Below are 17,392 nucleotides of genomic sequence, written 5' to 3'. Positions count from 1 at the left end.
AGCCTAAAATGATTTCATACAATACAAAAGACTGGTTTACTTTTATCTTTCGTTTTCATAAAGCGGATACATTCAGAACATTGTTTCCAATCATGCTTGCCATAGGCGCCTATTCCGGAATTATAGGCTATTTAGAAGTCGAATATTGGCAATTAGCAGACAATAGCTATGTGAAGAATATTACCATCATGCACGGAATGTTGGGTTTTGTGATTTCATTATTATTAGTTTTCAGAACCAATACTGCTTATGACCGTTGGTGGGAAGGGCGTAAAATGTGGGGTGCTTTAGTCAACAACAGCAGGAATTTTGCCCTCAAATTGTCAGTAATATTGCAGGATGAAAAAGACCGCAATTATTTCCGAAAAATGATTCCGTGTTATGCATCCATTTTACATAAACATTTGAATGATACCGATACCAGTAAACAATTATTTGATGATGTGGATTTAGAAATTGACCATCACAAGCACAAACCCAATCAAATAGCAAAAATGCTATTTCAAAAAATAAATGATTTATATACTTCAAAAAAAATAACAGGTGATCAATTGATTATTTTAAATGCCGAAGTATTATCCTTTACTGAAATTTGCGGTGCTTGTGAAAGAATTAAAAACACGCCTATTCCCTACTCTTACAGTGCTTTTTTGAAAAAATTTATTTTCTTTTATGTGATGACTTTACCTTTTGGCTATTCTTTCAGCTTGGGTTATTATGTGGCGCCGGTTGTAGTTTTTATTTTTTATGTTTTGGCTAGTTTAGAGTTAATTGCTGAGGAAATCGAAGATCCTTTTGGAACTGATGAAAATGATTTACCGATTCATAAAATTGCCGAAAACATAAAAAAACATGTGGAGGAATTGATTTAAAATGGCGCCGAAAAATAGAATAAGGTTTTAAAACTTTGTTCCCTACTAACTTTGAACCTCAAGAAACATTGATTATATTTGCAATCTTATTAAAATTGACAGATGAAAATATCTTACAACTGGTTAAAACAATTCATTAAAATAGACTGGAAATCCGAAGAAACAGCAGCATTGCTAACAGATTTAGGTCTGGAAGTAGAAATTGTTGAAAAATACCAATCGGTAAAAGGCGGATTAGAAGGCATTGTTGTGGGACATGTTCTTACCTGCATTCCGCATCCGGATGCTGACAGGCTCAAAATAACTACCGTAGATTTAGGCGATGGTGTTCCTGTGCAAATTGTTTGTGGCGCCAGTAATGTCGCTGCGGGACAAAAAGTTCCAGTTGCCACAATCGGTACTACATTATATGATAAAGAAGGTATAGCATTTTCGATAAAAAAAGGTAAAATACGAGGACAGGAAAGTCACGGAATGATTTGTGCTGAAGATGAGTTAGGTCTTGGCGAAAGCCACGATGGGATTATGATACTGGACGATGCTTTAGTAGCGGGAACTTCTGCTGCAACAGTTTTCAATATTGAGAACGACGAAGTTTTCGAAATTGGGTTGACACCTAATCGTGCCGATGCCATGAGTCATCTGGGAACAGCCCGTGATTTGAGAGCGGGAATGTTACAAAGTGGCATTAATGTTGAATTGATTACGCCTTCCGTAAGTAATTTTAGAGTCGATAAAAGAATACTGAAGATTGATATCGATGTCAAAGAGGCAAAACTTGCTCCTAGATATTGTGGAGTTACTATTTCTGGAATTACAGTAAAACCTTCACCAGCTTGGTTGCAAAACCGATTGAAAGCCATTGGAATAAATCCAAAAAACAATATTATCGATGTAACCAATTATGTTTTACATGAATTAGGTCAACCGCTTCATGCTTTTGATGCTTCAAAAATCAACGGAAAAATAATTGTAAAAACACTTGCTGCAGGAACCAAATTCACAACTCTTGATGACGTTGAAAGAACGCTACACGAGGAAGATTTAATGATTTGTGATGAAAAAGGTCCATTATGTATTGCAGGAGTTTTTGGCGGGAAAAAATCTGGAGTTTCAGAAAATACGAATTCAATTTTCTTAGAAAGTGCTTACTTTAATCCTGTAAGTATTCGTAAAACTGCCAAAAGACATCAATTGAACACCGATGCGTCTTTTAGATTTGAAAGAGGAATTGATCCAACTATTACTGAATACGCATTGAAGCGAGCCGCTTTATTGATTCAAGAAGTGGCAGGTGGGGAAATAACTTCGGATGTAATTAACGTATATCCAAAGAAAATTGAAGATTTCACGGTGTTTCTAAATTTTAGTAAAGTAGCCAAAATAATTGGTCAGGAATTACCAAAAGACACCATTAAGAAAATATTAGTTTCATTGGATATCAAAGTAAACAGCGTTTCGGATGCCGGATTGGGATTAACAATTCCTGCATACAGAGTTGATGTACAAAGAGAAATTGATGTTATTGAGGAAATTTTGAGAGTTTATGGATATAATAACATTAATTTCTCGAAAAAACTAAATGCAACGGTTTCCAATTCTCCCAGAAACGAAGATTATAAAATACAAAATACGATTGCCACACAATTAAATTCTCAAGGATTTCATGAAATGATGGCTAATTCATTGACTACGGCATCTTATGTACAACTTTCTGATGTATTGAATTCAGAACATAATGTTACAATGCTTAATCCATTGAGTGCTGATTTAGCAACGATGCGTCAATCATTATTATTTTCGGGATTAGAAGCTATCTCTTATAATATCAATCGTAAAAACGCCGATTTAAAATTATTCGAATTTGGAAAATCATATCATAATTTTCCTTCTGGTTATGAAGAACAAAAACATTTAACTTTATTTCTTTCCGGGAACAGAAATCAGGAAAGCTGGACTAGCGCACAAAAACCTTCGGATTTCTTTTTATTCAAAGGATATGTAACTGGAATACTTTCAAGATTAGGCATACAAAAAACACAAAATTTACCGGTAACTTCGGATGTGTTTTCTGAAGGAATTGCAATTGGTTTTGGTCAAGATACATTGGTTGAATTAGGAGTGGTTAAAAAATCAATATTGAAACATTTTGGAATAAAACAAGAAGTGTTTTTTGCTGATTTTAACTGGGCTTTGATTCTAAAATTGATTGCTACCAAAATAAAATATACTGAAATTCCTAAATATCCTGAAGTTCGCAGAGATTTAGCTTTACTAATTGACCAAAACGTAACTTACGATAGTATTTACAATATTGCACGTCAAACGGAGAAATCACTATTGAAAGATATTAATTTATTCGATGTTTACGAAGGCAAAAATCTTCCTGAAGACAAAAAATCATATGCCTTAAGCTTTACCATTCAAGACAATTCAAAAACATTGACTGATGCTCAAATTGACAAAATCATGGGTAAATTGCAAAATAATTTTGAAACAGAGCTTGGAGCCAGTTTAAGATAATCTCTTTTTATAAAATTAAAAATCCCAATTCTAGAATTCAGAATTGGGATTTTTTTACAAAAAAAGTCCTGTAATTAATTATGCAAGACTTTCTCAATTAACAAAATCAAACCTCTATCAAAAAATTATTGTTTAGGCAATACAACAGCATCAATCACGTGAATCACACCATTTGATTGATTAACATCAGCAATTGTTACTTTAGCTTTATTCATATTCTCATCTGTAATGTATAAATCTTTTCCTTGCATCCAAGCCATCAAAGTTCCACCACTAACCGTTTTCATTGTAGCTTTTCCATTACCCATTTTAATAGCTTTTACTATATCAGAAGTATTCATTTTTCCTGCTACAACATGATACGTAAGGATTGTTTGCAATGTTTTTAAGTTTTCTGGTTCTAATAATGTGGTTACAGTTCCAGCTGGCAATTTATCAAACGCTGCATTTGTTGGGGCAAAAACGGTGAATGGACCTTTACTTTGTAAAGTTTCTACTAATCCTGCCGCTTTAACAGCTGCAACTAGCGTAGTGTGATCTTTAGAATTTACTGCATTCTCAACAAATCTATTTTTTTAAGTTATATAAAAGCATTTACGCACTAAGATTACTTTTGGTTTAAAAAAAACGAAATTATTTTATAAACAACTAGTTTTCAAATGGATAAATTTAATTTTAAATAGAAGTTGATACCGCAGAAATTTTAATTAGCCCCGATGGCAGCAAGTATCCTTTTTATTGCGAGTATTAAAGATGTGTTTTTACAAGATAGCTCTCGCAATAAAAAGATACTGCGTACAGCGGGAGGATTGTGTATTGGAAACTAAATGTTGTGCTCCAAAAAAACTAAAGCAAATCCGTTCTGTTTTAAGCAAAAAAAGCCCCGAAAATTGCGGGGCTTTCTATATTCAAAAAATTAAAGAAATTATTTTTTCTCTGATTTTTCCATTTTAGCTTTCAATGCAGCTAACATATCATTGTTATCACCTAAAGTTGCAGCTGGTGCATTTGTAGATGCAGATGAAGTATTTTCAGAAACTGCTTTCGCATTTTTCTCTTCTTCTTCACGGAAGATAGCAGTATGAGAAGCAACTACTCTTTTGAATTCTTTGTTGAATTCGATTACTTTGAAATCAGCTGAATCACCTTTTTTCAATTTCTTTCCGTCTTCTTTTTCAAGGTGACGTGTAGGAATGAAAGCAACGATATCATCTCCGAATTCTACAGTAGCTCCTTTGTCAACGATTTCAGAAATTTCACCTGTGTGGATAGTTCCAACTGCGAAAGAATCTTCGTATTGATCCCAAGGATTAGCAGTAGTTTGTTTGTGACCTAAAGATAATTTACGTCCTTCAACATCTAATTCTAATACTACTACGTCAAGTTTTTCACCAACGTTTACAAATTCAGATGGGTGTTTGATTTTCTTAGTCCAAGATAAGTCAGAGATGTAAATCAATCCATCAATTCCTTCTTCTAATTCTACGAAAATTCCAAAGTTTGTAAAGTTTCTAACGATACCTGTATGTTTAGAACCTACTGGGTATTTAGCAGTGATATCAGTCCAAGGATCTTGAGACAATTGTTTGATACCTAATGACATTTTACGGTCATCTCTATCTAAAGTTAAGATAACAGCTTCAACAACATCACCTACTTTTACGAAATCTTGAGCAGAACGTAAATGAGTAGACCAAGACATTTCAGAAACGTGGATTAAACCTTCGACACCTTCAGCAACTTCGATGAAAGCACCGTAATCAGCGATTACAACTACTTTACCTTTTACTTTGTCTCCAATTGCTAATTTAGCATCTAGAGCATCCCAAGGGTGAGCGTTTAATTGTTTCAATCCTAATTGAATTCTTGTTTTCTCATCATCGAAATCAAGGATTACAACATTTAATTTTTGGTCTAATTCCAGCACTTCACTTGGGTGGTTAATTCTACTCCAAGAAAGGTCAGTAATGTGAATTAATCCATCAACACCACCTAAGTCAATAAACACACCATAAGAAGTAATGTTTTTAACAACACCTTCTAATACTTGTCCTTTTTGTAATTGACCGATGATTTCTTTTTTCTGGATTTCAATATCCGCTTCAATAAGCGCTTTATGAGAAACAACAACATTTTTGAATTCGTGGTTAATTTTTACCACTTTGAATTCCATCATTTTGTTTACATATACATCGTAGTCTCTAATTGGTTTAACATCAATTTGAGATCCTGGTAAGAAAGCTTCAATTCCGAAAACGTCAACGATCATACCACCTTTAGTTCTGCATTTTACAAAACCATTAACGATTTCTCCTGTTTCGTTAGCCGAAATAACTCTATCCCATGATTTGATAGTACGTGCTTTTCTGTGAGATAATACTAATTGACCTGTTTTATCCTCACGGATGTCAATTAATACTTCAACAGTATCACCTACTTTTAAGGCTGGGTTGTAACGGAATTCGTTCAATGAAATAACACCTTCCGATTTTGCGTTGATATCAACGATAACGTCTCTATCTGTAATTCTAACAACTACACCATCTACCACTTCTTCTTGATCAGTAGCGATAAATGTTTTTGAAACTAGTTCTTCGAATTCTAATAAGTTTTTCTCATCAACAGCATCAATACCTTCTTCGAAATTGTGCCAGTTAAAATTTGCTAAAAACTCTTCTTGTGATTTTACTTGTTCAGACATGCTGATTAAAAATTTGTATTCTGTATTCTCTCGAGTTTCTTAATGTGATAGAAAACAACAGAAGTTGTTTGTATAATTAGTTGAACCCTAAAGGAAACTCTTATTCACCAAAAGGATTGCAAAAATAACACATTTATCTTAAACTGCAAAATTTTACAAGCAAGATAATAGAGAACAGACAAAAAGATAATAGATTGAGAATCAGGAGCGAATTATTTGGCATTTTTGGAGACAAAGTTCCCGCTCTCGCCTTTATCTCTCCGCTACGCTGCGAGGATATCGGCTCCATCGGGGACTAAAGAGTATTAATTGTTTTTTTAACATAAAAAAAGTGACACATTTCTAAAAACGGATCGCGTCTAACTACAAAACATCTTTGTCAAAGTTTTGAACTTTGACAAAGAGTACTATCGTTTAATGACTGAATTTTTCTAATGCTTTTGCATCGTTTTTATATTTGAAAACAAAAGGAAAAATAATAGCCAGCACCAAAGCATAACTGGCAAAAGTTATCCAAATATTCTGCCATTCCTTACTTCCGTCTGCCAAAGTGAAATATTTTTGAATAATATAGCCACTGGTAAAACTTCCTATTAATGCTCCAAAACCATTCACCATCATCATAAATAATCCTTGAGCACTTCCTCTAATTTTTGAATCTGTTTGTGTTTCAACAAACAAAGAGCCTGAAATATTAAAGAAATCAAACGCCATTCCGTATACAATACAAGACATAATTATCATCCACAATCCATCAGATGGGTTTCCAAAGGCAAACAATCCGAAACGTAAAACCCAAGCCAGCATACTGAATAACATCACATATTTAATTCCAAATTTTCTAAGAAAAAATGGAATAGCTAATATAAACAGTGTTTCTGAAACTTGTGAAATCGACATGATTATAGCAGGATATTTCACTGCAATCGTATTTTTATAAGCGTCAACATTGGCAAAATCATGAATATAGGTATCGCCATACGCATTGGTTAATTGCAAAGCAGCACCCAATAACATCGAGAAAATAAAGAAAACGGCAAATTTTCGTTTCTTAAACAATTCAAATGCATTCAATCCCAAAGCTTGCGTAAAAGAAGTGCTTTTTTCGCCCTTACACATCGGAGGACATTTTGGAAGTGTGAATGCGTAAATCCCTAATAGAAACGAAACTACTCCAGCAATATAAAATTGATTGGCAGAAATCTCATTATGTGTTAAACTTACCACCCAAAGTGCAGCGATAAAGCCTATAGTTCCCCAGATTCTAATAGGAGGATAATCCTTTACGACATCCATTTCTTTTGCAATTAAAGCATTATAAGCAACCGTTATAGATAAGGAAATGGTTGGCATATAGAAAAACATATTCACTAGCATCACCCAAAAAAATGTAGTTGGATTATCTACTTGAGGCAAGTAAAATAAAGCAGCGGCTCCTAAAAAATGAAGCAATCCGTATAATTTTTCGGCATTGATAAATCGATCCGAAATAATTCCTGTTAAAGCCGGCATAAAAACAGAAGAAATACCCATTGTAGAAAATATGATTCCAAACTCGGTTCCAGACCAATGTTTGTTATTAAACCAATACGCTCCAATAGTTAGCAACCAAGAACCCCAAATGAAAAATTGAAGGAAGTTCATTAATACCAACCTGTTTTTAATTCCCATACAATGAATTGTTTTTTATTTTTAAAAATTAACAAGGCGTAAATCTAATATTAAAAAAGAGATCTACAAAAGATTAAAGTGTTTTAACAACTTCATCAACTAAATCTAAAACAACCTTAAATTGTTCTTCACGAGTAAGGTGAGAATTATCTATTTCAATAGCATCTTCAGCCATCACCAAAGGCGAATCTTTTCGGTGCGTATCAATATAATCGCGTTCTTCTACATTTTTTAATACTTCTTCATACGTAACTGAATCTCCTTTTTCCTGTAATTCATCAAAACGTCTTTGCGCTCGGGTATCTGCCCCTGCTGTCATGAATATTTTAAGTTCTGCATCCGGAAAAACCACGGTACCAATATCTCTTCCGTCCATGACAATCCCCTTGTCTTTTCCCATTTCTTTTTGCTGTTCCACTAATTTGGCGCGAACTTCGGATATTTCAGCCACTTTGCTCACAAAATTAGAAACTTCAATAGTTCTTATTTCGGTTTCAACATTAATATCATTCAAATACATTTCAGCAAAACCAAAATCAGCATTGAATTTGAATTGCAATTTTATACTTGGCAAACTGTTAATTAATGTTTCTTTATCAAAAGAATCAATATTTATATATCCATTTTGCATCGCAAAAAATGTAACAGCGCGATACATTGCTCCTGTATCGACATATACATAACCCAAGTGCTTTGCAAGTTGTTTTGCTAAAGTGCTTTTCCCTGTGGATGAAAACCCGTCAATTGCTATGGTAATTTTTTTATCCAAAATAATATTATTGTAAGTTAATAGTTAAACCAAATAAGCTCGTATTTCCCGCTAATGTATATCGGGAATACGAATAATTGAATTTTAATTTATTCATTTTTAATCCAAAACCTAAAGAGACTCCCGAAAAATTGCGTTGTTCCAAAAGTCGTAATTCTTCTGCTCTTCGAAAATTATAACCTAATCGAATATTAAACGATTTTTTAGGAAAAAGCTCTGCTCCCATAATTACATGGCGCAAGGCATTATTTATTACTGATACTTTTTCGTCAGTAGAACTTCCATCAATTGAAGATTGAGCTCTTTCAGGATTAGAAAAAGCAATATTCCATTGTTGTAAATTTTCCAGTGTTAGATGCCAACGAATCGGTACATTTTCTAATTCTTGTGAAACTCCTGCTATAATTTCAAGGGGTAGTTTTTCGTTTGTACCATTGTAGGTCGTAAATTGAGTTCCTATATTTCGTATTGCCAAGCCCCAATTCACATCGTTTCTTTCGTCTATAAAAAGAGCGCCTATGTCAATCGCTCCGCCAAAAGAACTATAACTTTCTAAGGTAGAAGAAATCAATTTAGCATTCGCACCTAAATGAATAGTGGTGTTAGGAATATTGTACGCATAACCTAAAGAAAGGGCAATTTCGCTTCCGGTGAATTCTGAAGTTGGCTGACCATTTTCGTCATAGCCTTCAAAATTACCATAGTTCACATAATTTACACCAGCCTGAAAAGTTTGCAAATGGCGGTCATAGGTGTAAGCATAAGAAGCCGTTCCATAAGTCACTTCTTTGAAATAACTTCCATAATTTAATGCCAGATGATTATCCATATCCGCATTTAATGTTGCTGGATTAAAATTGACCTGATTCACATCATCGTCATAAATTGTAACCGTTTTTCCTCCTAAAGCGGCTTGTCTTGGCGAAGTAACCAAGTTCAAAAACTGATAGGTATACTTTCCTCCTATTTGACTGTAAGACACAGCGCAAACTGAAAATAAAGAGAATAATAAAAGTTTTTTTAACATGCTTTAAATCGCTGTTTATCCATGGAAAACGCAAATGCGAAGATAAAATTATAATATAATATATTACTGGTTTCGCCTCGAAGTTTCGAGAAAAATACTAAATAAAATAAAAAAATCCATCTAGAAATTTCATAACGAAACTTAAACTAATAAGTATCATCTTGAAATTTCTAGATGGATGTTTTTGAATAAAAAATTATTCCTTACAATACCTTTGCGTTTTTTACTTTCTGATCAGTCAAAGCAAATTTAAGCACTTCGCTCATTTCTTTGACATAATGAAAGCTCAGACCTTCAAGATATTCCGGTTTTATTTCATCAATATCGCTTTTGTTTTCGTGACACAGAATAATTTCTTTAATATTAGCTCTCTTAGCAGCCAAAATCTTTTCTTTTATTCCGCCAACAGGTAAAACTTTTCCACGCAAAGTAATTTCTCCTGTCATCGCCAAGTTTTTCTTAACTCTCTTTTGCGTAAACAGAGAAACTAATGACGTCAACATTGCAATTCCGGCACTAGGACCATCTTTTGGAGTGGCTCCTTCCGGAACGTGTAAGTGGATATTGTATTTAGAAAGTATTTCAGAATCCAATCCTACAAGCTTCGCATTTGCCTTAATGTATTCTAAAGCAATTGTTGCAGATTCTTTCATTACTGTACCTAAGTTTCCAGTAATTGTCATCGTTCCTTTTCCTGGAGAAAGTAAAGATTCTATAAAAAGAATATCACCACCGACAGAAGTCCAAGCCAAACCAGTTACCACTCCGGCAACATCATTGTTCTCGTATTTATCTCTTTCTAATCTTGGAACACCAAGTGTTTTTATAATATCTTCGTCAGTGACTTTTTTGTTATACTCTTCTTCCATCGCAACAGATTTTGCTGCATTACGAATTACTTGAGCAATTTTAGCTTCTAAACCACGAACTCCAGATTCACGTGTATATCCTTCTACAATTTTTTCTAATTGTTTTTTTCCAATCGTTAAATTCTTGGTTGTTAGGCCATGTTCTTTCAATTGTCTTGGAAACAAATGCTGACGCGCAATTTCTACCTTTTCTTCAATCGTGTAACCAGACATTTTGATGATTTCCATTCTGTCTTTCAACGCAGGTTGAATCGCAGCCATATTATTAGACGTAGCGATAAACATTACTTTCGACAAATCATATCCCATTTCCAGGAAATTGTCATAAAATGAATTGTTTTGTTCCGGATCTAAAACTTCCAATAATGCCGAAGAGGGATCGCCTTGATTACTATTCGATAATTTATCGATTTCATCCAAAACAAATACAGGATTTGAAGTTCCTGCTTTTTTCAAACTTTGGATAATTCTTCCTGGCATAGCACCAATATAAGTTTTTCTGTGTCCACGAATCTCCGCTTCATCACGTAAACCACCTAATGAAATTCTAACATATTTTCTACCCAATGCTTCTGCGATAGATCTTCCAATGGAGGTTTTTCCAACTCCCGGAGGTCCTGTCAAACAAATTATGGGTGATTTCATATCATTTCGCAATTTTAAAACTGCCAAATGTTCTATCATTCTTTTCTTAACATCTTCAAGACCAAAGTGGTCTCTATCAAGGATTTTTTGTGCTCTTTTTAAATCAAAATTATCTTTAGAATATTCATTCCAAGGCAATTCTAAAAATAATTCCAGATAATTTCTTTGAATTCCAAAATCAGGCGCTTGTGGATTCATTCGGCGCATTTTGGATAATTCTTTTTCGAAGTGTTTCTTCGTTTTTTCGTCCCATTTTTTGGTCAAAGACTTCTGTAACATTTCGTCCATTTCCTCTTCCTGAGAAACACCACCCAATTCTTCTTGAATCGTTTTCATTTGTTGGTGAAGGAAATATTCTCGTTGTTGCTGGTCTAAATCGAAACGAACTTTTGATTGAATATCATTTTTCAATTCCAATTTTTGCAACTCAACATTCATATAACGCAAAGTCTCTAAAGCTCTTACTTTTAACTCATTAATAGCTAACAAGTCTTGCTTTTCTTTAACCGTTAAATTCATGTTAGACGTAACAAAATTGATTAAAAACGATTGGCTTTCAATATTTTTAATCGCAAATGTAGCTTCACTAGGAATGTTTGGGCTTTCTTTGATAATTTGAATCGCTAATTCTTTGATAGAATCCAGAATGGCTATAAATTCCGTATCATGTTTTCCTGGCCTTTTTTCAGGAACTTCTTTAATTTTTGCAGTTATGTATGGAGTTTCAGCAATTACAGAATCAATTTCAAATCGCTTTTTTCCTTGAAGTATCACTGTAACATTACCATCAGGCATTTTTAAAACCCGTAAAATTCTGGCTACAGTTCCTATTTTATGAATATCATCAGTGGTTGGATCTTCATCTTGCTCATTTTTTTGAGCTACAACACCAATAATTTTGCCCGCAGCATTGGCATCATTAATTAATTTTATTGATTTATCACGTCCGGCAGTAATTGGTATTACAACACCTGGAAATAAAACCATGTTACGCAATGGCAAAATAGCCAATGAATCAGGCAATGCTTCATTATTCATTTCCTCTTCGTCTTCAGGAGTCAATAGTGGTATTAAATCTGCTTCCGAATCAAATTCCTGAAGTGACAGATTGTCAATAGTAAGTATTTTATGATTTGACATATATTATTTAAGTCTTTTTGTCATTAAAAATTTTTATTCGTCTAGCAAATGTAAGGTATCATAGTATTAAATTTAAATAAAATCGATGTATGACATAGATAAGATGCTTAACGTTAAAATAGTCAATCATTATGCCAAAGTGAAAGTAAAATCGATTATATCTTCTTACAAATAAAGAAAAAATTCATAAATTATAATTAAGAAAATATCTGTTTTTCAAAGTGCAAAAAATAAAAAATCGGAAGTACTATTTTGCATTCTATTAATTTAAGACACCTCTTTTTGGAACTCTCCTAAGTAATAGAACACCAGCAATAAAAAACACTCCAAGAAATACGATTGCTAATCGCGGACTTCCAGTAATTTGGTCAATAATACCATAGATTAACATCCCAAAGACTATCCCAATTTTTTCGGAAACATCATAAAAACTAAAAAAGGAAGCGGTATCCTCCGTTTCGGGTAATAATTTAGAATACGTTGAACGTGATAAGGCCTGAATTCCGCCCATTACAAGCCCAGCTATCCCTGCCATAACATAAAAATGTATCGGTAAAGTAATAAAAAATGCAAGGGCACAAAATACTACCCAAATACAGTTAATCACAATTAAAGTTGGAATATTTCCGAACTTCTCTGACGCTTTTGAGGTGAATATCGCACCAATAATGGCTACTATCTGAATTAATAAAATACAAATAATCAAACCTGTTGTACCTTCACTTTTAGATTCCCAAGCAATTTCTTGCGCCCCAAAATAAGTGGCTACAAGCATCACCGTTTGTACGGCCATACTCGAAACAAAAAAACTTCCTAAATATCGTCTTAGTGCAATGTTTTCTTTCAACAAAATCCAAACTTTTTTTAACTCTTTAAAACCATTAAAGACTACATGGTGTGTCACTTTACGATTGGCATTTTTATTGCCTTTTGGCAAAAAATAATAAGTGTACTGACTGAATAATATCCACCAAACTCCAACCATAACAAATGAATATCGCATGGCTTTCATGGCTGCTTCTCCATCTGTTCCTGTAATTCCAAAAAGTTTTGGTTTCATGATCATCGCTAAATTGATAATCAATAAAATAACACTTCCAATATATCCAAATGAATATCCTTTGGCGCTAATTTTATCTTGTTGTTCTACATAAGCTATGTCCGGTAAATAGGAATTATAAAAAACTAAACTTCCCCAATATCCAATCAAGCCAAGAAAATAAAATGCCAATCCAATGTATATATTATCAAGATTAAACCAATATAATCCCATACAGGACAGCGCTCCCAAGTAACAAAAGAATTTCATAAATGATTTTTTATTTCCCACATAATCTGCAATACCAGATAATAAAGGCGAAATAAAAGCTATCAATAAAAATGCTAAAGCGGTAACAAAGCTTATTAAAGCTGAATTTTTGAGATGCAAACCAAAAACATCAATGTAATGATCTCGCTCAGAAAATAAAGCTTCATAAAAAATTGGAAATACTGCAGATGCAATGGTAAGCGTATAAACTGAATTTGCCCAATCATAAAAAGCCCAAGCGTTTAATAATTTTTTACTCCCTTTTTGTAAATCTGCCATGGTTCTTTTTTTTTTATGCTACGAATTTATTTATTTTTTGTTTAGAATTATCCAAAAAACAAATAATTTGATATTAATAAATCCTTAATAACTAATAATCAGATCTATAAAATTAAAAAAATAGGCTACTCTCTTTTGAGAATAGCCTATTAAAATCTTCCTTAAATGTTCCAATTAATAAACATTAAAAATTTAAAGTATTATCTGTAAATAATCCCAACTTTAGCAGCTAATGCTTTTGCTTCCGGGATTAATGCTTTTAAATTTGCAATTCTGGTAGCATCAGATGGATGCGTACTTAAAAATTCCGGTGGCGATTGTCCTGCAGATTGCGCAGCCATTCTTTGCCAAAAGATTACGGAATCATCCGCATTATATCCTGCAATTGCCATAAGTGTAAGTCCTATTTTATCTGCTTCAGTTTCGTGACTTCTGCTAAATGGAAGCATAACTCCCACTTGTGAACCTAATCCGTAATATTGTTGCCACATTTGTTGTTTTTCGGTACTTTGACTTCCAGTTGCGACTGCAACTCCTACAGCTCCCAATTGTTGCAATTGAGCAGCACTCATTCGTTGTGCTCCGTGATTTGCTAATGCATGAGAAACTTCATGTCCCAATACGGTAGCTAAACCCGCATCATCTTTAGTTATTGGTAATATCCCCGAGTAAACAACAATTTTTCCACCAGGCATACACCAAGCATTAACTTCTTTGCTGTCAATTAATTTATATTCCCAACGGTAATCATTTAAATATTGTGATTGTCCCAAATAGGTTAAATATTTTTCTGCCGCTGCTTTAATTCTCATCCCAACTGCTTCTACTCTTCTTGCATCAGCTGTTCCTACAATAACTTTATTTTCCTTTAAAAAAGTTCCGTATTGTTGAAAAGATGATGGGAACAACTCACTGTTAGAAACAAAATTCAAGCTTTTTTTTCCTGTAAGAGGATTGGTTGCACAAGAGTATAATAATCCTATCGCAAAAATCCCTAGTAATAAGTTCTTTTTCATCATTTTAAGTTTAATTTTTATACAAAAATACAACTATTATGAATTTTTTATTTACATAATTAAATTTAAATGTATCAACTTTATTGTTATTCACCGGTTATGTGCAATGCTGTAAAACCCTTATCGACAATCAAATAGGCTTCATTTTCTAAAGTTTTTTTATCAAATGAAACTTCTACATTGTCGATTTCAATCATTTTAACTTTAAATGGCAAGCCAACTAGATTTATTTTATACTTGGAATAATTAGTATCATATTTTCCTTCTTTATGCAACTGAATGATTAATTCTTTCTCTTTACCAGTCGTTTGAAATGACAAGAAGCTGTATCTTCCTTTTTTATAATCATAACCATCCTGAGCATCCTCATAAACTACTGATTTCTCTTTACCTTCTTTGTAATAGATGTCCAAGATTAACTCATCAAATTCAAGTTCGCCAACATATTGTTGAACAGGATATTTTGGAATTATGGCACCGGCTTTAACAAAAAGTGGAATTTGGTCAAATTTAGTATCAACCCAAATTTCTTTTCCTCCTTTAACTTCTTCATTGGTCCAATAGTTATACCACTGTCCACGAGGAACATACATTCTTCTTCCTAAAGAATTAGGTTCTAAAATAGGACAAACTAATATTTGGTTTCCAAAAACAAACTCATCATTTCTGTAATGCGTTTGAATATCTTCTTGGTCATAATAAACCAGTGGTTTCAACATAGGAATCCCTTCTTCAATGTATTGCCAAAACATAGTATACAAATAAGGCAATAATTGATAACGCAAGTTGACGAATTTTCTGGTGATATCAATCACTTCTCCATCAAACGCCCATGGTTCCTGATCGCCGTGATCACCAGAAGAGTGGGTTCTGCAAAAAGGATGAAAAACACCTAATTGAATCCAACGTGCATACAATTCCCCAGAAGGTTGTTCAGCAAATCCTCCAATATCTGATCCCGTGAAACCCATTCCGGAAATGGACATTCGTTGCACCTGAATGTTTGCAATCCACAAATGTTCCCATGTAGCAACATTATCACCTGTCCAAGAAGAGGTGTATCGTTGTGCTCCTGCATACGCTGATCTTGTAATAACAAAAGGCCTTTTTGGATAAGCAAACCTTTTTACACCATGATATGTAGCTCTTGCCATTTGTGTTCCATAGATGTTATGTGCTTTTCTATGACTGCATGGATTTCCATCATAATCATGTCTTACATCCATCGGGAATGTTTTATTAGGAACCTCCATAACAGCAGGTTCGTTCATATCATTCCAAACTCCTTTTACACCAATCTCCGAAACTAATTCTTTAAACAATCCAGCCCACCATTCTCTTACCGCAGGATTCGTATAATCAGGAAAGTTACATTCTCCCGGCCATACTTTTCCTTTCATGTAAGGGCCATCAGCTCTTTTACAGAAATAATCATTTTTTAGTGCTTCTTTATATATGGAGTACTCTTTGTCAATTTTTATTCCCGGATCAATGATTACAACGGTTTTGAAGCCATCTTCGGCTAATTCTGCCACCATTCTTTTTGGATCAGGAAAATATTCTTTGTTCCAGGTGAAACATCGAAAACCTTCCATATAATCAATATCCAAATAAAGGGCATCACATGGAATTTTCAATTCTCTAAATTTGGCTGCAACTTCTTTTAAATTACTTTCAGGATAATAACTCCATTTGCATTGGTGGTATCCTAATGCCCAAAGTGGCGGCAATTCGGGTTTACCGGTCAAATCAGTATAAGTGGTAACAACATCCTGCATTTGTGGCCCATAAATGAAATAGTAATTCATTTCTCCACCTTCGGCCCAATAACTGGTTACATTTCTTCTTTCGTGACAAAAATCAAAATAGGTTCTAAAAGTATTGTCAAAGAAAATTCCGTAAGATTGTTTGTTTTGCAATCCAATATAAAACGGAACAACTTTGTATAATGGCTCCTGGTCTTTTTGAAATGCGTATTGATCCGTAGCAAAATTCTCTAATCTTTTTCCTTTCAAATTTAATTGGGTTGCTTTATCTCCAAGTCCGTAAAAGCATTCCCCATCTTTTGAAGCCTTACTCATTTTCACGATATTGCCCCCGTATTCATAGCTTTCTTCCCAATGAAAACCTAATTCATCTTCTAAAATAACATTTTCATCCAAATCAAAAATAGACAATCTCATATCTATTTTTTGAATTCTACATTGTACTTTACTAGTTTTTATCTGATAATAATCTTCTACTTCAGAAACCTCAAGAAAGTTATATCCATGAGAATGACTTTTATCAATAGCATAGGAAAAATCGTTGCTAAAATATCCTTTTGTAGTAAATCTAAAACGTATTAAACTATCTCGTAATACTGTTACTTTTAATATTACACTATTATCTGTATGAAAACATACGGAATCTACTTCATGTTCAAAAGCAACTATTTTTGTAGGATATAAATCTCCTTTGTATTCTAATTCTGTATTTGTGATCATTTTCTATGGTATTAATTTTAATCTCTTTTGGAACTCAAACATACAAAAAATACTTTCTTTACTTTCCAAAATAATGATTTAAATG

10 protein-coding genes and 1 pseudogene are annotated in these 17,392 nt (G+C 33.5%); 2 read left to right on the top strand and 9 right to left on the bottom strand.

Annotation, left to right across the window (positions count from 1 at the left end):
- Positions 1–8 precede the first annotated feature (8 nt).
- A complete protein-coding gene (locus FNW38_RS14125) occupies positions 9–872 on the top strand; it encodes a bestrophin family protein (RefSeq protein ID WP_144064967.1) in 864 nt (287 codons plus the stop codon).
- A 102-nt stretch (positions 873–974) separates the two neighbouring features.
- Positions 975–3,395: a phenylalanine--tRNA ligase subunit beta gene (gene pheT / locus FNW38_RS14120; RefSeq protein ID WP_144064968.1), complete on the top strand. Its 2,421-nt coding sequence runs from the start codon at positions 975–977 to the stop codon at positions 3,393–3,395.
- 125 nt (positions 3,396–3,520) lie between these two features.
- Here the strand turns inward: pheT and FNW38_RS14115 are convergent.
- The 9 genes and pseudogenes from FNW38_RS14115 to FNW38_RS14075 all read right to left on the bottom strand — a co-directional run.
- Positions 3,521–3,958, bottom strand: a pseudogene (locus FNW38_RS14115) (fasciclin domain-containing protein); the annotation flags it as partial.
- Between the two features lie 362 nt (positions 3,959–4,320).
- Positions 4,321–6,096 (bottom strand): 30S ribosomal protein S1, encoded by a 1,776-nt coding sequence (gene rpsA, locus FNW38_RS14110; RefSeq protein WP_143388414.1) that lies wholly within the window; start codon positions 6,094–6,096, stop codon positions 4,321–4,323.
- Between the two features lie 414 nt (positions 6,097–6,510).
- Entirely contained in the window at positions 6,511–7,767 is a 1,257-nt protein-coding gene (locus FNW38_RS14105; protein ID WP_143388413.1) for a nucleoside permease, read from the bottom strand.
- Between the two features lie 73 nt (positions 7,768–7,840).
- Positions 7,841–8,536 (bottom strand): (d)CMP kinase, encoded by a 696-nt coding sequence (gene cmk / locus FNW38_RS14100; RefSeq protein ID WP_144064969.1) that lies wholly within the window; start codon positions 8,534–8,536, stop codon positions 7,841–7,843.
- A 7-nt stretch (positions 8,537–8,543) separates the two neighbouring features.
- On the bottom strand, positions 8,544–9,563 hold the full coding sequence (porQ, locus tag FNW38_RS14095) for a type IX secretion system protein PorQ (protein WP_144064970.1): 1,020 nt from the start codon (positions 9,561–9,563) through the stop codon (positions 8,544–8,546).
- A gap of 203 nt (positions 9,564–9,766) precedes the next feature.
- Positions 9,767–12,217 carry an endopeptidase La gene (gene lon / locus FNW38_RS14090; RefSeq protein WP_143388410.1) on the bottom strand — a complete coding sequence of 817 codons (2,451 nt, stop codon included), beginning with the start codon at positions 12,215–12,217 and terminating at the stop codon, positions 9,767–9,769.
- A gap of 262 nt (positions 12,218–12,479) precedes the next feature.
- Positions 12,480–13,805, bottom strand: a complete 1,326-nt coding sequence (locus FNW38_RS14085; protein WP_143388409.1) for an MFS transporter — start codon at positions 13,803–13,805, stop codon at positions 12,480–12,482.
- A 200-nt stretch (positions 13,806–14,005) separates the two neighbouring features.
- Positions 14,006–14,821 (bottom strand): M48 family metallopeptidase, encoded by an 816-nt coding sequence (locus tag FNW38_RS14080; RefSeq protein WP_143388408.1) that lies wholly within the window; start codon positions 14,819–14,821, stop codon positions 14,006–14,008.
- Positions 14,822–14,907: 86 nt separating this feature from the next.
- A complete protein-coding gene (locus FNW38_RS14075; protein ID WP_143388407.1) occupies positions 14,908–17,307 on the bottom strand; it encodes a glycoside hydrolase family 31 protein in 2,400 nt (799 codons plus the stop codon).
- Between the last annotated feature and the right edge of the window lie 85 nt (positions 17,308–17,392).

This window comes from Flavobacterium gawalongense (assembly GCF_007097265.1).
Lineage (GTDB): Bacteria > Bacteroidota > Bacteroidia > Flavobacteriales > Flavobacteriaceae > Flavobacterium > Flavobacterium gawalongense.
This window is presented reverse-complemented; position numbering and strand designations above follow the sequence as displayed.

Coding starts and splice junctions, on each gene's coding strand:
- FNW38_RS14105 (WP_143388413.1), bottom strand. CDS start 7,767: ATGGGAATTAAAAACAGGTTGGTATTAATGAACTTCCTTCAATTTTTC.
- FNW38_RS14125 (WP_144064967.1), top strand. CDS start 9: ATGATTTCATACAATACAAAAGACTGGTTTACTTTTATCTTTCGTTTT.
- FNW38_RS14075 (WP_143388407.1), bottom strand. CDS start 17,307: ATGATCACAAATACAGAATTAGAATACAAAGGAGATTTATATCCTACA.
- FNW38_RS14080 (WP_143388408.1), bottom strand. CDS start 14,821: ATGAAAAAGAACTTATTACTAGGGATTTTTGCGATAGGATTATTATAC.
- FNW38_RS14085 (WP_143388409.1), bottom strand. CDS start 13,805: ATGGCAGATTTACAAAAAGGGAGTAAAAAATTATTAAACGCTTGGGCT.
- porQ (WP_144064970.1), bottom strand. CDS start 9,563: ATGTTAAAAAAACTTTTATTATTCTCTTTATTTTCAGTTTGCGCTGTG.
- lon (WP_143388410.1), bottom strand. CDS start 12,217: ATGTCAAATCATAAAATACTTACTATTGACAATCTGTCACTTCAGGAA.
- pheT (WP_144064968.1), top strand. CDS start 975: ATGAAAATATCTTACAACTGGTTAAAACAATTCATTAAAATAGACTGG.
- rpsA (WP_143388414.1), bottom strand. CDS start 6,096: ATGTCTGAACAAGTAAAATCACAAGAAGAGTTTTTAGCAAATTTTAAC.